Source organism: Emticicia sp. (assembly GCF_049241225.1).
GTDB lineage: Bacteria > Bacteroidota > Bacteroidia > Cytophagales > Spirosomataceae > Emticicia.
In genome coordinates this window covers 7,260-24,279 of the sequence record NZ_JBMLRC010000044.1, presented here as the reverse complement: position 1 = coordinate 24,279, position 17,020 = coordinate 7,260, and the positions used below count along the sequence as shown (strand labels likewise).

Below are 17,020 nucleotides of genomic sequence, written 5' to 3'. Positions count from 1 at the left end.
GTAATATCATCGCCTCTTACGCCATCGCCACGAGTTACACCACGAACAAAAATGCCGTTTTCATAAGTCATTGATAGCGAAATACCATCAAACTTTAATTCACAAATATATTCGTAAGTTTCGCCGTTGAGTCCTTTTCTTACTCTTTCATCAAAGTCGATGAGTTCTTGCTCATTGTAGGTATTTGCCAACGAAAGCATCGGGTAACGGTGCTCGACACTCGCAAAGTTTTTGGTAATAGTACCACCTACACGATGCGTCGGCGATTCGGGCAATTTTAGGTCAGGGTACTGATTTTCGAGCGATTCTAATTCTTTCAAGAGCATATCAAACTCTTGGTCAGAAATTTCCGATACGCTATCCATGTAGTAGCGTTGGTTATAGTAATTGAGTTTTTCGGTTAGCTCGCTTATGCGTTCGGCAGGATTCATAGTCAGCTTTTTGTCTGTTAAAGAATATTTTATTTCATTACCGTCGGTTTTAACCGACGGATAACTGAAATGAATATAAAAATGGCTTTAGATATGAGTCAAGTATAGCTCCAATTTTGGCTAAAGCCTTTTTTTGATGTTTTTCAGAACCGTCAGCTAAAGCAGACGGCAATGAATTTTGACTTAATTCAACGCAATTTATAAAGATTTCATTAAAAAAGCCTGCTTAGGGGCAGGCTTTCTATAATTCTCACAATTTGAAAAATTGTGTTGTACTATACTTGCATGATGTCTTTTTCTTTATCGGCCATTAGTTGTTCGGCTTTGGCAATATAGCTGTCGGTCATTTTTTGCACACGGTCTTCAGCTTTTTTTACTTCGTCTTCTGAGCCACCATCTTTCTGAATTTTCTTCAATTCTTCGTTGGCTTCTTGGCGTACTTTACGCACATTTACACGAGCAACTTCGATTTCGGCTTTAGCTTTTTTAACTAAATCTCTACGACGTTCTTCGGTCAATGGTGGGATATTCAAGCGAATAATTTCTCCGTCGTTGGCAGGAGATAGGCCCACGTTTGAGTTGATGATGGCACGCTCAATATCGTTGATAAGTTTACGCTCAAAAGGCTTAATAGCAATTGTGCGAGCATCAGGCGTACTGATTGATGACACTTGACTTAATGGAGTGGGTGCACCATAATATTCTACCTGAATACCATCAAGCATTTGGGCAGAAGCACGTCCAGCTCTGATTTTTGAAAGTTCGATTTGTGTATGTTTCAAGGCACGTTCCATCGTGTCTTTCGCCATATCAAGGACTAATTCTATTTCTTCCATTTTCTTAAACTTCGTATTTCTATAATTATAATATCTATAATATTCAAATTACTCGCCTACCAAAGTACCTACATCTTCACCTTGCACTACCTTCATCAAATTTCCTGCTACATTCATATCAAACACGATGATTGGCATTTTGTTTTCTTTGCAAAGTGCAAAGGCCGTGAGGTCCATTACTTTAAGGTTTTTGTTGATGGCTTCTTCGTAGCTAATTTTATCGTATTTTGTGGCGGTAGCATCTTTACGTGGGTCGGCAGTATAAACACCGTCAACGCTTGTGCCTTTCAATAGTACATTTACGCCGAGTTCGTTGGCTCTTAAAGCTCCACCCGAATCAGTCGAGAAGTACGGGTTTCCTGTTCCTGCTCCTAAGATGACGATTCTGCCTTTTTCGAGGTGACGAATCGCACGACGACGAATGAACGGTTCGGCTACTTGTTCCATCTTAATGGCCGACATTAAACGTGTATTTAAACCAGCTTTTTCTAATGCACTCTGTATGGCCATACCGTTGATTACTGTGGCAATCATACCCATGTAATCGCCTTGCTCACGGTCAATGCCAGAGTTTTGGCTTGCTCCACGAAAGATATTTCCACCACCGATTACGATTGCAACTTGGCAACCTGCATCAACAATAGATTTAATTTCTTGGGCGTACTGCGAAAGAATATCGGAGTTAATGATTTGGCTTTTATCGCCGCCGTTGAGGGCTTCGCCACTTAATTTAAGGAGGATTCGCTTGTATTTTAGTTCAGACATGAGGGTGTATTTTAGAGCAAAGTTAGGGTTAAATTTTTGAGTTTGGAAAATTTTGTCGGTAGAAATTTGAATCTACTCCACAAAACAAGAGTGGCACACCTTGTTGGGTTCAACAATGAGGTGTGCCACTCCTAAAAAAAATATTGACCATTGGCCACGAAATATCGACTAAATTTTACTCAAACTCCATAATTAATTGTCCTTTTTCAACGCTATCGCCAGTGTTGGTTTTGATACTTTTCACGATTCCGTCACCTGCGGCTTTGATGGCATTTTCCATTTTCATGGCTACCAAAATCAACAGTACATCCCCTTTCTTTACTTCATCACCTACCTTTACTTTCATTTCATAAATTAAGCCTGGCATTGGTGCTTTTAGGTTATTGAGTTTGGCCGATGCCGCACTACTCATGCCCATTTTTTCTAAAAGTAAATCAGTCCGATTTTTGAGATTGACGGTATGAATTGTCCCGTTTATTTTCAGTTTAAAGATTTTTTCGGCGTAATTGGCCTCTACGAGTTCGGCATTATACGATTGATTATCTTTAATGATATGAAAATGATTCTCAGAAATATCACGTAAATCCCACGAGAAGGGCTGGTTATTGATTGAAATCGCTCCTTTTTCGTCAGAAATCTCAAAAGTTTGGTCGTTTATGATTGCTTTTAGCATGGTTTTGTTGATTAGATTTGAGTGTAACGCAAAAAGTATCGAGCCAAAAACTTTTAAAAAATTAACTGATTTTGTCTTCTTGCATCATTTTTTATTTATCAAATATACACCAACCAAAATGATTGTCATACCAAAATAATGCAAAAAAGATATAGATTCGCCATCAATGAAACCCATCAAGGTAGCCACAACTGGAATTAGATACGTAACCGAAGATGCAAAAACGGGTGAAGAAATCTGTAAAACATAATTGAAAATGATAGCTGCAATGCCCGAATTGATTGCTCCGAGTAGTAGCAACATCATCAATGGTTGGAGGGTATCGGCATTGATACGAGAAACAAAATCGGTTGAGAATAGAATGATGGCTGATACTACGGCCACACTAAAAAGTGTCCAACCGCTCAATAAAACGGCATTGATTCCGCTCAAATGTTTACCCACAATATTTACGTTGAAACCGTACATCAACGATGCCAAGATAATTAGGAGAGCATACGGGTTCAGTTGATTGAGCGAAAGCCCATCTTTGCTTGAAGAAAGTACTAAAATAACGCTTCCCGCAAAACCCAAAACTAAACCTGCTACTTGCCAACGCTTGATAATTTGCTGAAAGAAAATAGCACCTACAATCAATACAAAAAGTGGTGTTGCGGAGTTTAAAGTTCCTGATAATGAGCTATTTATCTTACTTCCGGCAAAGGCAAATAAGAATGCAGGCAGAAAATAACCTAAAAGCCCCGAAGCAATGAAGTATTTGGTTTTTTCTTTTGGAAATTGTTTGCGAGAAGAAATTATCCAAGGCAAAAATACCAATCCAGCCGCCAGGATTCTGACCGTTCCGATTTGAATTGGTGTAAAGGCATCAAGACTTTTTTTGATAATAATAAACGAAGACCCCCACATAATGGCCAGTAAACTGAGCAAAAGCCAAGAAATAAGTGTTCGGTTTTCGGGATTGGTAAAGGTGTTTTTATTCATAATAAATGAGTGAATGCCTCAATGATAGAATGAGTGAATGATAGAATGGTTGAATGAGCGAGTGATTGAATGAAAGAATCAGTTCAATATTCATTCATTCTCTCATTCAATCATTGAGGCATTGGATTTAATCCACGCCAGCGTATTCAACTTTTATTTCTTGTTTTTCGAGGATGAACCCTTCGTAAACTTTTGAAACTTCGGCAAGTATGGAAAGAATTTCTTGGAAATCCATCGAAAGCACCAAACGCATACGGTATTCTTTGAAGTTGGGTAATCCTTTGAAGTAATTACTGTAATGACGACGCATCTCTAAGATTCCTTGGCGTTCGTTTTTCCATTTCATCGAAAACTCTAAGTGCTTTCTGGCGGCATCTACTCGTTGTTCGATGCTTGGTGGAGCGAGTTTCTCGCCAGTTTTGAAGTAATGTTTGATTTCGTTGAAAATCCAAGGATAGCCGATGGCCGCACGGCCAATCATAATTCCATCTACTCCAAAACGATTGCGGTAATCAAGGGCTTTTTCGGGCGAATCAATGTCTCCATTGCCAAAAATCGGAATCTTTATGCGAGGGTTTTCTTTGATTTTAGCAATCAAAGTCCAATCTGCTTCGCCTTTATACATTTGGGCTCGGGTGCGTCCGTGTACGGTAAGAGCCTGAATACCAACATCTTGCAGGCGTTCGGCAACTTCTTCTATATTTTTGGTTTCTTCATTCCAGCCCAAACGAGTTTTTACCGTAACAGGTAAATGGGTATTTTTTACCACCGAAGCGGTCATTTCGGCCATTTTCGGAATATCTTGTAATAAAGCCGCTCCCGCACCTCGGCAAGCAACATTCTTTACAGGACAACCATAATTGATGTCAATCAAATCGGGTTTGGCATCGGTGGCAATGCGTGAACATTCGCCCATGGTTTCAACATCGCTACCAAAGAGTTGGATTCCGATTGGGCGTTCGTACTCAAAAATATCGAGTTTTTGCACACTTTTGGCTGCATGACGAATCAATCCTTCGGACGAGATAAACTCGGTGTACATCAAATCAGCACCGTTTTCTTTACAAACCAAACGAAAAGGAGGGTCGCTCACATCTTCCATCGGAGCGAGTAAAAGTGGAAATTCTCCTAAATCTATATTACCTATTTTTGCCATATTCTCATGTAGAACAGGTTTGTATCCTGTTTTTCTTTAAACTACGAATCGACAGGTTGGAAACCTGTCCTACAAAAACTTAACTATAAAAAAACGCTAATAATTCCTTTCGGACAGCCAAAAACGGCCTAAACATTGCGAATGCAGGAAATACTGAATATTTTTACCACAAAATTACGAAAAAACTTATGAAACTTACCGATTCTCGTGAAAACCCCGCAGCTTCGTCGCTTCTGATTATCATTGGCCTATTTTTGATAGGTTTTTTGTTTTTAGGTAGTGTGATTCAGATTTTGGCGATGATGGCCGCTGGAGCTTCTTTGACCGATTTTATGAATAGCGACGGCGACTTCTCTAAACTACCTAATGCGTGGCTCGGAATGATTCTGGGGCAGGGTTTGGGTTCGTTTATGGGTTTTGTTGGTACGGCTTGGTTCTATTGGAGAATTATCGAGAAAAAACCTTGGAAAGACCTCGACTTTAATAAAGTGCCTGCTTTACCTGTTTTCGGAATGGTGGTGTTAATCCAAATGGCTTTTATGGGTTTTAATGGTTGGTTGCAAGAAATCAATCAAGGGATTTCGTTTCCTGAATCAATGAAAGGCTTGGAGGCATTATTGAAAGGAATGGAAGATAAATTGGCCGAGACAACTAAGTTTTTTACAAATTTCACTTCATTTTGGCAGTTTTTATTGGCATTTTTGGTGATTGCAGTAATTGCTGGAGTAGGAGAGGAGTTGATTTTTAGAGGCTTAATCATGCGAAAATTGTTGCTCGGCACTGGCAATCCACACATTGCGATTTGGGTGTCAGCTTTCATTTTTGCGGTTATTCACTTTCAATTTTATGGTATTTTACCCCGCATGATGCTGGGTGTTTTGTTTGGCTATTTTTATTTGTGGACAGGAAATATTCGTGTGCCGATTTTTGCCCATATTTTTAATAATGGTTTGGCTATAACGATTATGTATTTGCATAATATCGGAATCGTGAAAACTGATTTGGAAAGCATGGACGATGTGCCGATGCCAATTGTAGGTTTTTCGTTGATTGCAACTATTGGCCTCATGTTTTTGTTGAAGAATTATATGCTTCAACAGAAGCAAGAAAACTAATTAATCAACGGTCAACTGACGATTATCCACAGTGCTATAAACGAAATTTAAGCAGAAAAAGTGGAGAGTTTAGTGGTTGAGTAAAAGAGAATTTGAATGGAAGAACAGTCGAAATTTAAGCAATGGTTTAAGCGGCTCGGGTGGGCTGGTTTTCTGTTTTTTTTGATAAAAGGCTTACTTTGGCTAATAATCCCGTATTTGATAACGAAGGGAATCATTGGGAAATAATGTATAATTGAAACGGGGTCGCCCGTGCGATGGATAATTGATAATGAATTTGATGCAATAAATTTGCTCTTTCATTGTCAATTATCCATTTTACATTATCAATTAAAATTAATATCCCACGCTTGTATTATCGGCACGAGGGTCTGATGCACCTTCGAGTGTGCCATCTGGACGCAGCAAAATGCAGTCCATTCTTCCGAGTGTGCCTTTTTGGGCGTCAATGATATATCCTCTTGATTTTAAGGCGTTTAATGTTTTTTCGCTGAAAGCGTTTGCTTCATAAACTGTTCGGTCAGGCAACCATTGATGATGAAACTTAAGGGCATTTACTGCTTGCTGCATGGTCATTCCGTGTTCGATTACATTCAAAATAGTTTGGTAAACCGATGTAATGATTGTTGAGCCACCAGGCGTTCCAACGGCCATCAAAAACTTGCCATCTTTTTCTACAATCGTTGGTGTCATTGACGAAAGCATACGTTTTTCGGGTTGAATTTCGTTGGCTTTATTTCCCAATAATCCAAACATATTGGGTACTCCTGCCTTAATGCTGAAATCATCCATTTCGTTATTCATCAAAAATCCACCGCCCGAAACAACAACTTTGCTACCGTAGCCACCATTGAGTGTAGTTGTTATTGAAACCGCATTTCCTTCCTTGTCAACTACCGAATAGTGTGTTGTTTCGTTCGATTCATATCCTGGAATCGTACCGCCATCAATCGATTTACTATCAGTTGCTTTTGCAAAATTGAAATCAGACCAGCGTTTTTTCAAATATTCACGGCTCATTAATTCTTTCATGGGTACTTTCACGAAATCCATATCGCCCATCCATTTAGCACGGTCGGCATAAACACGGCGTTCGGCCTCAATCATTACTTGTACGGTTGAGTCGGAGTTAAAGCCCCACTTACGGAGCGGATATTGCTCAACACTTCTTAATAATTGCACCAAAGCGACCCCACCACTCGAAGACGGTGGCATCGTGATGATTTTGTAGTTTTTATAATCGGCCACGATTGGTTCACGCCAAGCAGAATGATATTTTTTTAGGTCTTCGTGCGAAATAATGCCGCCACCTTTTTTCATTTCATTGACCAATAAATCGGCTACTTCGCCTTCATAAAAACCGCTACGACCTTTTGCTTGAATACTGCGAAGCGTTTTTCCTAAATCTTTTTGGATTAAAACATCTCCTTTCACCCAATCACGGTTTTCTGGGTTCATGAAGTAAGGTGTGTTTTCGCCATTGACTTTCTTGAAGGTTTGTTTATTATTATTTAGCCCCAATGCTTCACGGTCGGTTAGAACTACACCTTTTTCTGCCAAATCAATGGCTGGTTGAACCACTTTTTCCCACGATAATTTTCCAAATTTTTTGTGTATTTCCACCATGCCGTCAACCGCCCCTGGTACGCCGCTTGCCAAATGCCCAAGCAAACTAAGTCCTTGAATCACATCGCCTTTGGCATCGAGATACATATCTCTGTTGGCTTTGAGTGGTGCTTTTTCTCTGAAATCAAGCGTATATGCTTTGCCATTTTTATCTCTGATAACGGCAAACCCGCCACCGCCTATATTTCCTGCAAACGGAAACACAACGGCCAATGCAAAGTGCGTAGCAACAGCCGCATCAATGGCATTTCCACCCATTTTCATGATTTCTACACCTACTTTCGAGGCTTCTGGGTGAGCAGATGCCACCATCCCGTTTTGACCGATTACACCTTTGCGGTCGGAGAAAAATGCTTTTTGATTAGGGTCTTCTTCAAAAAGTACGAATAAGTCTTTTGATTTGCTCGATGTGCCATCAGTTGTTTGAGTAGGTTTATTTTTGCAAGCAAAGGCAAAAAAAACTAAGAAAAGGGTAAGAAGGGAAAGGTTTTTCTTCATGTTTATTGATGTTTTCTGTGGGGCGAACTTCCTAGTTCGCTGTTTTAAATATGTGACCAACCTAACAAAGCGAATTTGGAGATTAGCTCCACATATCCTTGAAATTTGCCGTTAATTTACTAAAAACTACTGATTGACGAAATTCATTTCCGAAAGTAATTTCACAGACCTATTTTCGTAAAATCATTAATTCAAAAAAACTGCCCTGCGGGGCGAGAAAATATGAAAGTATTCCTACTAATATTCGAGAGTTTTCGTTTTGCGATGAACGCCCTGAAAGAAAATCTTTTGCGTACGGTTTTGTCGCTTTTGGGCGTAACGGTCGGAATTTTCTCAATTATTGGGGTATATACGATGGTAGATTCGCTCGAATCGAATATCAAAGGTAGTTTAAATTCGATTGGTACGAATGTAATCTATGTACAGAAATGGCCATGGTTTTTTGGCGGAGGCGATTATCCGTGGTGGAAATATTTTCGTCGTCCAGAACCTAAATACGACGAATTCAAATATTTGAAAGATAATCTTGAAAATGCCCAAGCCGTAGCGATGATGGATTTTGCGGGTGGGGTTTCGTGCAAGAAAGGTAATAATAGTATTGAAGCTCTGTGTCAAGGAATTACCTATGATTTTACTGAAATCACCGAGGTTCCGATTGTCAATGGCCGATATTTTGCTCCGCAAGAAGTGGAATCTGGTCGAAATGTGGGCGTTTTGGGAGCTGATATTGCCGAAGCATTATTTCCTGACTCAGACCCAATCGGACAAACTTTCAAGATGAAAGGACAGAATATTACGGTTATTGGTGTGCAGGAACGAAAAGGAAAGCAAATTGCCGATTTTGGTGGAGAACCCGACCAAAAGGTTTTTATTCCGTTTTTGGCACATAAACGCATTTTTTCATCAGGCGAGCCTTATGGTGATATTGTATTGAAAGGTTTTGATAAAGATGAAGGACTTTTTGAATTGGAAGGCGAAACAACAGGACTCTTGCGTACGAAGCGAGGTTTACGTCCGGCCGAAGATGATAGTTTTGCACTCAATCGTCCAGAAGCTGCTGCGGCTGCTTTGGGCGAACTGTTTGCTGTGATTGGCGGAGCAGGTACAATTATTGGACTTTTTTCACTGCTTATCGGTGGGTTCGGTATTGCTAATATTATGTTTGTTTCGGTAAAAGAACGCACCAATATTGTGGGTATTCAAAAATCTTTGGGTGCTAAAAATTCTTTCATTCTGTATCAGTTTCTCTTTGAATCCATTTTCTTATGCTTAATTGGCGGTTTTTGTGGGATTGTCTTGGTTTATTTGTTGAGTTTATTGCCACTTGGGTCGCTTGATATAATTTTAACAACTGAAAATATTCTAAAGGGTTTATTGATTTCGAGTGCTATTGGCGTTATTTCGGGTATCTTACCAGCATGGCAAGCGGCTCGCCTCGACCCCGTAATTGCGATTAGGAGTAAATAAAACCCCTAACCCCTAAAGGGGAACTAAAAATATTGAGTAATTTTGGGACATAGAATGTAGTATGAGTCTTGACATCATTCTACATTCTACATTCTACATTCTACATTTTTTGATAATGCCCATTATTCTCAGTATCGAAACTTCTACGAAAGCTTGTTCTGCTGCCATTCATCAAGATGGTAAGTTGCTTTCTGTGAGTGAGTTATATAATGAAAAGTCTTCATCTGGAATGCTCACTACGCTCATAGAGCATGTAGTAAAAACCGCCAGTTTGAAACTCCAAGATGTTGATGCCGTAGCCGTTGCAAAAGGTCCAGGTTCTTATACTGGCCTACGAATTGGTGTTTCTACGGCTAAAGGATTATGTTTCACGCTCGAAAAACCTTTGATTGCTATCAATACCTTGGAAGCAATGGCATTTTCGATTTACGATTTAAAATCAGGTGCTCAGAATCCAGTAACTAATAACCAATCACCAATAACCAATCTACTTTGTCCGATGCTTGATGCTCGAAGAATGGAGGTTTATTGTGCTGTTTATAAGGAAGATACACTTGAAGTCATGGAGCCAACGCAAGCCAAAATTATTGATGAAACTTCGTTTGCTGATTTACTCGAAAAACACCAAATAATCTTCTTTGGCGACGGTGCCGAAAAGTGCCGAACTACTTTGGGCGGAAACCCGAACGCAGTTTTTTTGAACCAGACTGTTTTTCCTTCAGCCAAGAGTATTGGTGCATTAGCTACTCGTGCCTTTGAGCAGCAGCAATTTGAAAACGTTGCCGATTTTGAGCCGTTTTATTTGAAAGAGTTTGTTGGCACTACACCAAAGAAAATATCATTATAGTTGAATGAGATAAGTTATGAAACAAATCACCGTTTAAATCGTTTTTTTATTAGGAGGAGTATAAAGCTATATTCGACATTTTATCGTAAATGATTTAGTGATTAATTGACAATTCGACTTTCGGGCATGAAATATTTCAGTGTGTTTCTTATATTTTTGAGTTTTTTTCAAACTATTTCTGCACAAGATTCCACCAAAAAGAGATTTTTGAGAGATAGAAGTATTGTAGCACTTCCAGTTGTTTTTCGATTACCTGAAACTCGATTTGGGGGTGGAGTAGCTGGCTCGGCGGTTTTTGGATTTGCCAAAGACTCGGTGGGTTCGAATCTTTCCCAAATTTCATTCGGAACAACTTTTACTCAAAACCGACAAATTTTAGTTTTTTTTCCGTTTAAGATATTTGCCAATAACAATAAATACTATTTTTCTTCCGAAAACGGCTGGTTTCGTTATAATTATGTCTATTCGGGCATTGGCGAAGACAGGGTGCCTGATGAAAAATACGATGCCGATTATTTTAGATTTCGATTTCTTGCCTCAAAGTTGATTCGACCCAAAACCTATCTCGGGCTTAGAGTAAACTTTGAAGATTATAAAGTTACGGGTACAGTTGCAGAAGGACAGCTCTCGTCGGGCATAATCAACGGAAGTGATAAATCTCGAACTTTAGGGCTTGGAATGAGCATTTTACGAGATACCCGTGACCAAGTTTTTTATCCGACTAAAGGTGTTTTTGGTGAAATTTTTGCGGTTCCATCGGGCAGAGTTTTTGGAGCAAACCGAAATTTTACAAAGATTTCGGCCGATATAGCTACTTACAAAAGTTTGGGTAAAAAGACCGTTTTGGCGAGTAATTACGTAGCCGTTGCCAATATTGGCGATGTGCCTTTCAATCAGTTGGCTTATTTGGGTGGACAATTCAAGATGCGAGGAATCTTTGAAGGCTATTTTAGAGATAAAAATGCTCTGATTATTCAACAAGAATTTCGCCAAGAAATTTGGAAACGTCTCGGTGCGGTAGCGTTTGGTTCGATGGCATTTTTGGGAAGTGAAGATGATGTTTTTTTGCGGTTGAATAAACCCAAGTTTACCTACGGAGCAGGGCTGCGAGTTGCTACAAAAAATCATCTGAATCTTCGCCTTGACTATGCACTTTCGCCTTATGGAGGTGGAAATATTTATGCCACAATCGGAGAAGCTTTTTAGGAGAATAGACCATAAATCACCATTGTTGACATTACCGCTACCACTATCCAGCCAATTATTTGTAAGATTAATGAGTGTTTGTAGCTACCCATCAAGCGAGATTTTCTACTGGCAATCAGCATAATAGCCAATGCAATCGGCAAAACGAAACCATTTAGCATTCCTACAAAAACGAGCGTTTTTACGGGTTTTCCAACCAAAACAAAGATAATTGTAGAGAAAACAATAAAACCGATAATAATTTGGCGGTTGTATTTCTCGAAATTTGGGTGAAAAGTACGCAAGAAAGAAACCGAAGTATAAGCCGCTCCAACTACCGAAGTAATGGCCGCACACCAAATAACCACCCCGAAGATTTTATAGCCGATTTCGCCCGCCGCACTCTGAAAGACCGACGCTGGAGGATTGTCTTTGCTCAATGTGAAACCAGCCACAACCACGCCCAGCGAAGCTAAAAAAAGCAAATATCGTACTACTGCCGTGACCAAAATGCCAGTAGTAGCACTTCGATTGATTTCGGGTAGATTTTCTTCGCCATTGATCCCAGCGTCCATCAGCCGATGCACCCCCGAAAACGTTATATAACCGCCAACCGTACCACCTACGAGTGTAACGGTAGCCAAAGCATCAAATTTTTTTGGAATGAAAGTGCGTTGAACTGCTTCAAAAATTGGAGGATTCGACACAAAAACTACGTAGAGAATCAATAAAATCATCACGAACCCCAAAATTTTGGTAAAACTATCCATGACTTTACCCGCATCTTTCGAGATAAAAATGCCAATAGCAATGGCCGCACTGATTACCGCTCCGATTTTAACGTCTATTCCAAAAAGCACCTCGAAGCCCAGCCCAGCACCTGCCACATTGCCGATATTAAACGCCAAACCACCCACAACAATCAAAAAAGCCAGTAAATAACCCATTCCAAAGAAGAGTTCATTTGCTAAATCTTGGGCAGGTTTTCGGCTAACCGAAACTACTCGCCAAATATTGAGTTGAGTGCCAATGTCGAGTAAAATCGAAAGCAAAATCACGAAGCCAAAACTGGCAGTGAGTTGCTGCGTAAAAACCGTAGTTTGGGTCAGAAAGCCTGGGCCGATAGCCGAAGTTGCCATCAGAAATGCCGCTCCGATTATGGCGTTTTTGTTTTTCATAGGGGTGTAGTTGGTCAATGATTTACAAAGAAAGCAATTCTACGAGAAGAATTTTAAGGTTTTTTTGAAAATGAAGAGCGTATTTATCTTAAATTTACCAAATCAAACAGTAAACAGTATGGTAGCGGTCAGAAATTCGCAGAAAAAACTCCCAAAAATACCAGCAAAGAAAATTCCAGCCTCATTGATTTATGAAGTCATTGACGGAAAACCTATCTATTATAAAGGTTACAGAGAAGTATTGGGTGGAACAAAGAAAATTAGCGAAATCATGGGAGCAAGTACATTACAGAATACAATTATTGAATACATTTTGAGGATTTTGTTTAGAGGTCTTGATGAGAAAAAGTATCGTATTATGACTAATGAACAAGGTTTACATTTAGAAAATAAGAGCAACTTATCGGCTGATATTGCTATTTTTGAAACCTCAAAATTGCCTTTAAAAGCTGCTGATAAACACTATGCAAGTGTTGCTCCAAAAATTCAAATTGAAGTAGATATTGATGCTGACATTGAAGATTTTGAATTTCCTGAGGCTTATATTAACCTAAAAACTGATAAACTTTTGGCTTTTGGTGTAGAGAAAGTAATTTGGATACTCTCAGAAAGTAAAAAAGTAATGATTGCTACCAAAGAAGAAAACTGGCAAATAGCCAGTTGGCACAATGAAATTGAAATAACAGAAGAACTGAACTTTAATATTGGACAATATCTACAAGAAGGGGAATCTCCATACGCTTAAAAAGACAAACTACCAGAAAATAAATAAATTTGCTCATCAGGTGAAAAGTTACGACTTTAGATAAGTAATAGAGTAAATATAGTAGGTATTTTTCATAGCTAAATTGTTAGCTGTAAGGCTATTCTTTTACTGTGGACTTGCCGACTATCGACCATTGACTTATTATCACACTTAATGAGCATTTTTATGCACAAAATTTATATCATTGCTGTGGCTCTGTTCTCAGTTTTCAATGTTTGGGGACAAGAAAAAAAGAAAGAATTTCGTGAGAATCCCTACGAACGAGCAAGGTTTGAAAGCGAAATCACGCAAGACCCCGCAACTGGGAATGTGCCAACTGAGCGATTGTTTTCAGCAAGAAAAAATCTACAAGATAAAATCCAAAAAGGTCGTTTAGCTTCTTCAATGAATTGGTACGAAATGGGGCCATCGGATGCGGGTGGACGTACACGAGCGTTAGCTCTCGACCCCAATGATACCAATCATAAAAGAGTCTGGGCTGGGGGAGTAGCGGGCGGACTTTGGTATAATAATGACTTCACCGATGCAAATCAGCAATGGGTAAAAATTGATGATTTTTGGGCAAATTTGGCAGTTTCTTGCATTGCGTTTGACCCAAACTCGCCACAAAAAATGTACGTAGGCACGGGCGAAGGTTGGCAAAATATTGATGCTGTGCGTGGAGCGGGCATTTGGTATTCGGCCAATAACGGTACAGTTTGGCAACAATTACCTTCAACCGCTTCCAATGCTGATTTTTATTATGTGCAAGATATAGCAGTAAACTCCAACGGAAAAGTTTTTGCAGCAACCCAAAACGGCGTTTACCGTTCAACCGACAACGGTTCAACTTGGCAACAAGTTTTATTACCCACCACTGGCTCTACCTTTGCTGCCGATTTAGAAATTGCCTCTGACCAAACGATTTTTGCAACTTTTGGTAAAATTACCTCTTCGGGAAGTGGTATTTATAAATCAACCGACGAAGGTGCAACTTGGATAAACATCACGCCCGACAATACTGGAGCAAGAACTGAACTTGCTCTTGCTCCCTCAACTTCGGGAAGTATGCAGGTCATTTATGCGGTTTCTACTTACGGAGATTCGCCCCCAAATACTGGAAAAATCAAATGGTTTAAGAAATCGAGCGATGCTGGTAGCACTTGGACAGATATTGTAGCACCGAATTTCACATCGAATCAAGGCTGGTATAATCTGATTTTGTCGGTACATCCAACCGACCCCAACGTAGTAATTGCGGGTGGTACGAATCTCGCCAAAACGACCGATGGTGGTGCAAACTGGACGATGCTATTTTATGGCCTTCCGTACCCCGACCAACATGCAATTGTTTACAACCCTTATAACCCCGACCAAGTATTGATTGGTAATGACGGAGGCGTTTTTGTATCGAATAACTATGGAAATGCCGCTACCACCGAGCCAACTTTTCAACGCCGAACCAAAGGCTATAATGTAGCTCAGTTTTATAGTGTAGCCGTGAAAAATATTGCAGGAAGCGGCTACGCCATTGGCGGAACGCAAGATAATGGTTCGTTGAGAATCAATCCTCCGATTTTTACGCAAGGAACTGGCACTGACGTTGCCATCTTTAGTGGTGATGGTTATATCTGCTTTATCGACCGCGACAACCCTAATGTGCAGATAATTTCGGGCATTAAAAATGTCTATGAACTACACAATCAGAATGGAGATTTCAGCGAGTCTATCGTCATTGATGGCGATAAAGGCAAGTTTCTGAACCCTGCGGCTTATAATGATAAAATCAATGTGTTTTATTCGTATTCCGACACAACTTCTACCACCACTCGTCTTTCGAGAGTGACTGATGTGGGCGGTGGTACTGTCTTGAGAAGCATGACCGTAAACGTGAAAATGGATATTACGTTTATGAAAGCTGGCAAAACCGACCATACTTTATTTATTGGTTGCAAAGGTGGTAAAATCTATAAAGTCACCAATGCTGGCATTGCTGGTCAGAGCTTTACGCAAATTGATAATGCGTGTTTACCTACGGGAAATACCACTATTTCGTGTATAGATATTGGTGCAAGCGATGATAATTTGTTGGTGACGTTTTCAAATTATGGAATTGCATCGATTTGGTTGACCAACGATGGCGGCACAACTTGGCTCAATAAAGACCAAACGGGTTCGGGTTTGGAAGATATGCCCGTGCGAGCGGCAGTTTTTTATCCACTCGACCGAAAACAAGTATTTTTGGCCACCGAATTGGGTGTTTGGCAGACAACAGATATTTCGGCACCTAACCCCAATTGGCAACCGACAAATGTTGGTTTGGCCAATGTACGCTGCGATGGATTGGTGTATCGCTCAACTGACCGAGTTTTGGCCGTAGGCACACACGGGCGAGGAATATATATGAGTACGCTTCCACTACCACCCAATTGCAATAGCCAGTTGGTGTTAGAAAAAGAAAATCGACTACCCAACGCCACCATCGAATCGTGGGATTGGATACAAGCCAATGCCAACAATGCCATCAATGCAAATCAAAAAGTAACTTATTCCGCAGGCAAATACATTTTGCTCGAACCAAACTTTGAAGCCAAACAAGGTAGTATTTTTCAAGCACAGATTGCTGGGTGTTCGGAGAATTGATAATGTTTTATCAGATTTTCGAATGAATAAAAATCTACCTAGTATTTACTTTTATCACCAAAAACGAAATCATTTAGTACAGTATTTTGTTGTTTCATAGTGGCTTTGGTGCTACCATCAAATAAAACTATTTAAAGCAAATGTCAGAAATAAAAACAGCACTCATCACAGGAGGTTCGAAAGGAATTGGCTACGGTGTAGCGGAAGTATTGATTAAAGAAGGTATTAAAGTAGCAATTACGAGTCGCTCAAAAGCTGCGGCTGACGAAGCTGCGGCCGAACTAAACAAAATAAAAGCAGGATATGCACTCGGAATTGAATCAGATGTAAGAAATTTTGATTCACAGCAAAATGCAGTCAACGAAGTGCTCAATACTTGGGGAAGACTCGATTATTTTGTTGCCAATGCAGGTGTAGGGCATTTTGCACCGATTCAAACACTTTCTGCTGAGCAATGGCACGAAATGATTGATATAAACCTAACGGGCGTTTTTTACAGCATTAAAGCATCTTTAGAGGCTCTAAAAGCCACCAAAGGCTATTTTATTAGTATTGCAAGTTTGGCGGGTACAAATTTCTTTGCCAGTGCCAGTGGTTATAATGCCAGTAAATTTGGTTTGGTTGGCTTTACGCAAGCCATTATGCTTGATTTGAGAAACGAGGGTATCAAAGTTTCTACGATTATGCCAGGTTCGGTGGCTACGCACTTCAATAATCATCAACCGAGCGAACAAGATGCGTGGAAGATTCAGCCAGAAGACATTGGGCAAATCGTATCAGATTTAATCAAAATGCCTGCTCGTACATTACCGAGCAAAGTTGAGGTTCGTCCGACGATGCCTAAGTAAATTTCAGATAAAAAAGGAAGTCTTCG

Annotated in this window: 14 protein-coding genes and 1 pseudogene; 7 read left to right on the top strand and 8 right to left on the bottom strand. The window is 39.9% G+C overall.

Annotated features, from left to right (window positions below; all coding sequences use genetic code 11):
• The 6 genes and pseudogenes from ACOVO2_RS03015 to dusB form a co-directional block, all read right to left on the bottom strand.
• Positions 1 to 431 (bottom strand): annotated as a pseudogene (locus ACOVO2_RS03015) (NAD-dependent DNA ligase LigA); the annotation flags it as partial.
• A 275-nt stretch (positions 432 to 706) separates the two neighbouring features.
• Positions 707 to 1,267, bottom strand: coding sequence for a ribosome recycling factor (gene frr / locus ACOVO2_RS03010; RefSeq protein WP_421768554.1), 561 nt, complete (start codon positions 1,265 to 1,267; stop codon positions 707 to 709).
• 48 nt (positions 1,268 to 1,315) lie between these two features.
• Positions 1,316 to 2,032: a UMP kinase gene (pyrH, locus tag ACOVO2_RS03005; RefSeq protein WP_421768553.1), complete on the bottom strand. Its 717-nt coding sequence runs from the start codon at positions 2,030 to 2,032 to the stop codon at positions 1,316 to 1,318.
• A 175-nt stretch (positions 2,033 to 2,207) separates the two neighbouring features.
• Entirely contained in the window at positions 2,208 to 2,705 is a 498-nt protein-coding gene (locus ACOVO2_RS03000) for an acetyl-CoA carboxylase biotin carboxyl carrier protein subunit (protein WP_421768552.1), read from the bottom strand.
• Between the two features lie 84 nt (positions 2,706 to 2,789).
• The gene (locus ACOVO2_RS02995; protein WP_421768551.1) at positions 2,790 to 3,686 is read right to left on the bottom strand and encodes a DMT family transporter; all 897 of its coding nucleotides are present in this window, start codon (positions 3,684 to 3,686) and stop codon (positions 2,790 to 2,792) included.
• Between the two features lie 127 nt (positions 3,687 to 3,813).
• Positions 3,814 to 4,842: a tRNA dihydrouridine synthase DusB gene (dusB, locus tag ACOVO2_RS02990; RefSeq protein WP_421768550.1), complete on the bottom strand. Its 1,029-nt coding sequence runs from the start codon at positions 4,840 to 4,842 to the stop codon at positions 3,814 to 3,816.
• Positions 4,843 to 5,030: 188 nt separating this feature from the next.
• Between dusB and ACOVO2_RS02985 the strand changes: the two genes are divergently transcribed.
• Positions 5,031 to 5,957, top strand: a complete 927-nt coding sequence (locus ACOVO2_RS02985; protein ID WP_421768549.1) for a CPBP family intramembrane glutamic endopeptidase — start codon at positions 5,031 to 5,033, stop codon at positions 5,955 to 5,957.
• Between the two features lie 336 nt (positions 5,958 to 6,293).
• On the opposite strand, the gene ggt is transcribed toward ACOVO2_RS02985, so the two are convergent.
• A complete protein-coding gene (gene ggt, locus ACOVO2_RS02980; protein ID WP_421768548.1) occupies positions 6,294 to 8,081 on the bottom strand; it encodes a gamma-glutamyltransferase in 1,788 nt (595 codons plus the stop codon).
• A gap of 222 nt (positions 8,082 to 8,303) precedes the next feature.
• Here ggt and ACOVO2_RS02975 point away from each other — a divergent pair, with 222 nt between their 5' ends.
• The 3 genes from ACOVO2_RS02975 (at position 8,304) to ACOVO2_RS02965 (ending at position 11,601) form a co-directional block, all read left to right on the top strand.
• On the top strand, positions 8,304 to 9,548 hold the full coding sequence (locus ACOVO2_RS02975) for an ABC transporter permease (RefSeq protein WP_421768547.1): 1,245 nt from the start codon (positions 8,304 to 8,306) through the stop codon (positions 9,546 to 9,548).
• A gap of 115 nt (positions 9,549 to 9,663) precedes the next feature.
• Positions 9,664 to 10,395: a tRNA (adenosine(37)-N6)-threonylcarbamoyltransferase complex dimerization subunit type 1 TsaB gene (gene tsaB, locus ACOVO2_RS02970; protein WP_421768546.1), complete on the top strand. Its 732-nt coding sequence runs from the start codon at positions 9,664 to 9,666 to the stop codon at positions 10,393 to 10,395.
• Between the two features lie 207 nt (positions 10,396 to 10,602).
• A complete protein-coding gene (locus ACOVO2_RS02965; protein WP_421768545.1) occupies positions 10,603 to 11,601 on the top strand; it encodes a BamA/TamA family outer membrane protein in 999 nt (332 codons plus the stop codon).
• Here the strand turns inward: ACOVO2_RS02965 and ACOVO2_RS02960 are convergent.
• Positions 11,598 to 12,758, bottom strand: a complete 1,161-nt coding sequence (locus ACOVO2_RS02960; RefSeq protein WP_421768544.1) for an NRAMP family divalent metal transporter — start codon at positions 12,756 to 12,758, stop codon at positions 11,598 to 11,600. The two genes, ACOVO2_RS02965 and ACOVO2_RS02960, sit on opposite strands and share 4 nt — an antisense overlap.
• 70 nt (positions 12,759 to 12,828) lie before the next feature.
• On the opposite strand from ACOVO2_RS02960, the gene ACOVO2_RS02955 reads away from it, so the two are divergent.
• From ACOVO2_RS02955 to ACOVO2_RS02945, 3 genes are all read left to right on the top strand, one after another.
• On the top strand, positions 12,829 to 13,503 hold the full coding sequence (locus ACOVO2_RS02955) for a Uma2 family endonuclease (protein ID WP_421768543.1): 675 nt from the start codon (positions 12,829 to 12,831) through the stop codon (positions 13,501 to 13,503).
• A 186-nt stretch (positions 13,504 to 13,689) separates the two neighbouring features.
• Positions 13,690 to 16,146 (top strand): 3-coathanger stack domain-containing protein, encoded by a 2,457-nt coding sequence (locus tag ACOVO2_RS02950; RefSeq protein ID WP_421768542.1) that lies wholly within the window; start codon positions 13,690 to 13,692, stop codon positions 16,144 to 16,146.
• Positions 16,147 to 16,286: 140 nt separating this feature from the next.
• Positions 16,287 to 16,994 carry an SDR family oxidoreductase gene (locus ACOVO2_RS02945; protein WP_421768541.1) on the top strand — a complete coding sequence of 236 codons (708 nt, stop codon included), beginning with the start codon at positions 16,287 to 16,289 and terminating at the stop codon, positions 16,992 to 16,994.
• Positions 16,995 to 17,020 lie beyond the last annotated feature (26 nt).

Bases quoted from the DNA above. Each gene is read 5' to 3' on its own strand.
- ACOVO2_RS02945 (WP_421768541.1), top strand. From the start codon at position 16,287: ATGTCAGAAATAAAAACAGCACTCATCACAGGAGGTTCGAAAGGAATT.
- frr (WP_421768554.1), bottom strand. From the start codon at position 1,267: ATGGAAGAAATAGAATTAGTCCTTGATATGGCGAAAGACACGATGGAA.
- ggt (WP_421768548.1), bottom strand. From the start codon at position 8,081: ATGAAGAAAAACCTTTCCCTTCTTACCCTTTTCTTAGTTTTTTTTGCC.
- ACOVO2_RS02955 (WP_421768543.1), top strand. From the start codon at position 12,829: ATGAAGAGCGTATTTATCTTAAATTTACCAAATCAAACAGTAAACAGT.
- ACOVO2_RS02995 (WP_421768551.1), bottom strand. From the start codon at position 3,686: ATGAATAAAAACACCTTTACCAATCCCGAAAACCGAACACTTATTTCT.
- ACOVO2_RS02985 (WP_421768549.1), top strand. From the start codon at position 5,031: ATGAAACTTACCGATTCTCGTGAAAACCCCGCAGCTTCGTCGCTTCTG.
- pyrH (WP_421768553.1), bottom strand. From the start codon at position 2,032: ATGTCTGAACTAAAATACAAGCGAATCCTCCTTAAATTAAGTGGCGAA.
- ACOVO2_RS02975 (WP_421768547.1), top strand. From the start codon at position 8,304: ATGAAAGTATTCCTACTAATATTCGAGAGTTTTCGTTTTGCGATGAAC.
- ACOVO2_RS03000 (WP_421768552.1), bottom strand. From the start codon at position 2,705: ATGCTAAAAGCAATCATAAACGACCAAACTTTTGAGATTTCTGACGAA.
- ACOVO2_RS02960 (WP_421768544.1), bottom strand. From the start codon at position 12,758: ATGAAAAACAAAAACGCCATAATCGGAGCGGCATTTCTGATGGCAACT.
- tsaB (WP_421768546.1), top strand. From the start codon at position 9,664: ATGCCCATTATTCTCAGTATCGAAACTTCTACGAAAGCTTGTTCTGCT.
- dusB (WP_421768550.1), bottom strand. From the start codon at position 4,842: ATGGCAAAAATAGGTAATATAGATTTAGGAGAATTTCCACTTTTACTC.
- ACOVO2_RS02950 (WP_421768542.1), top strand. From the start codon at position 13,690: ATGCACAAAATTTATATCATTGCTGTGGCTCTGTTCTCAGTTTTCAAT.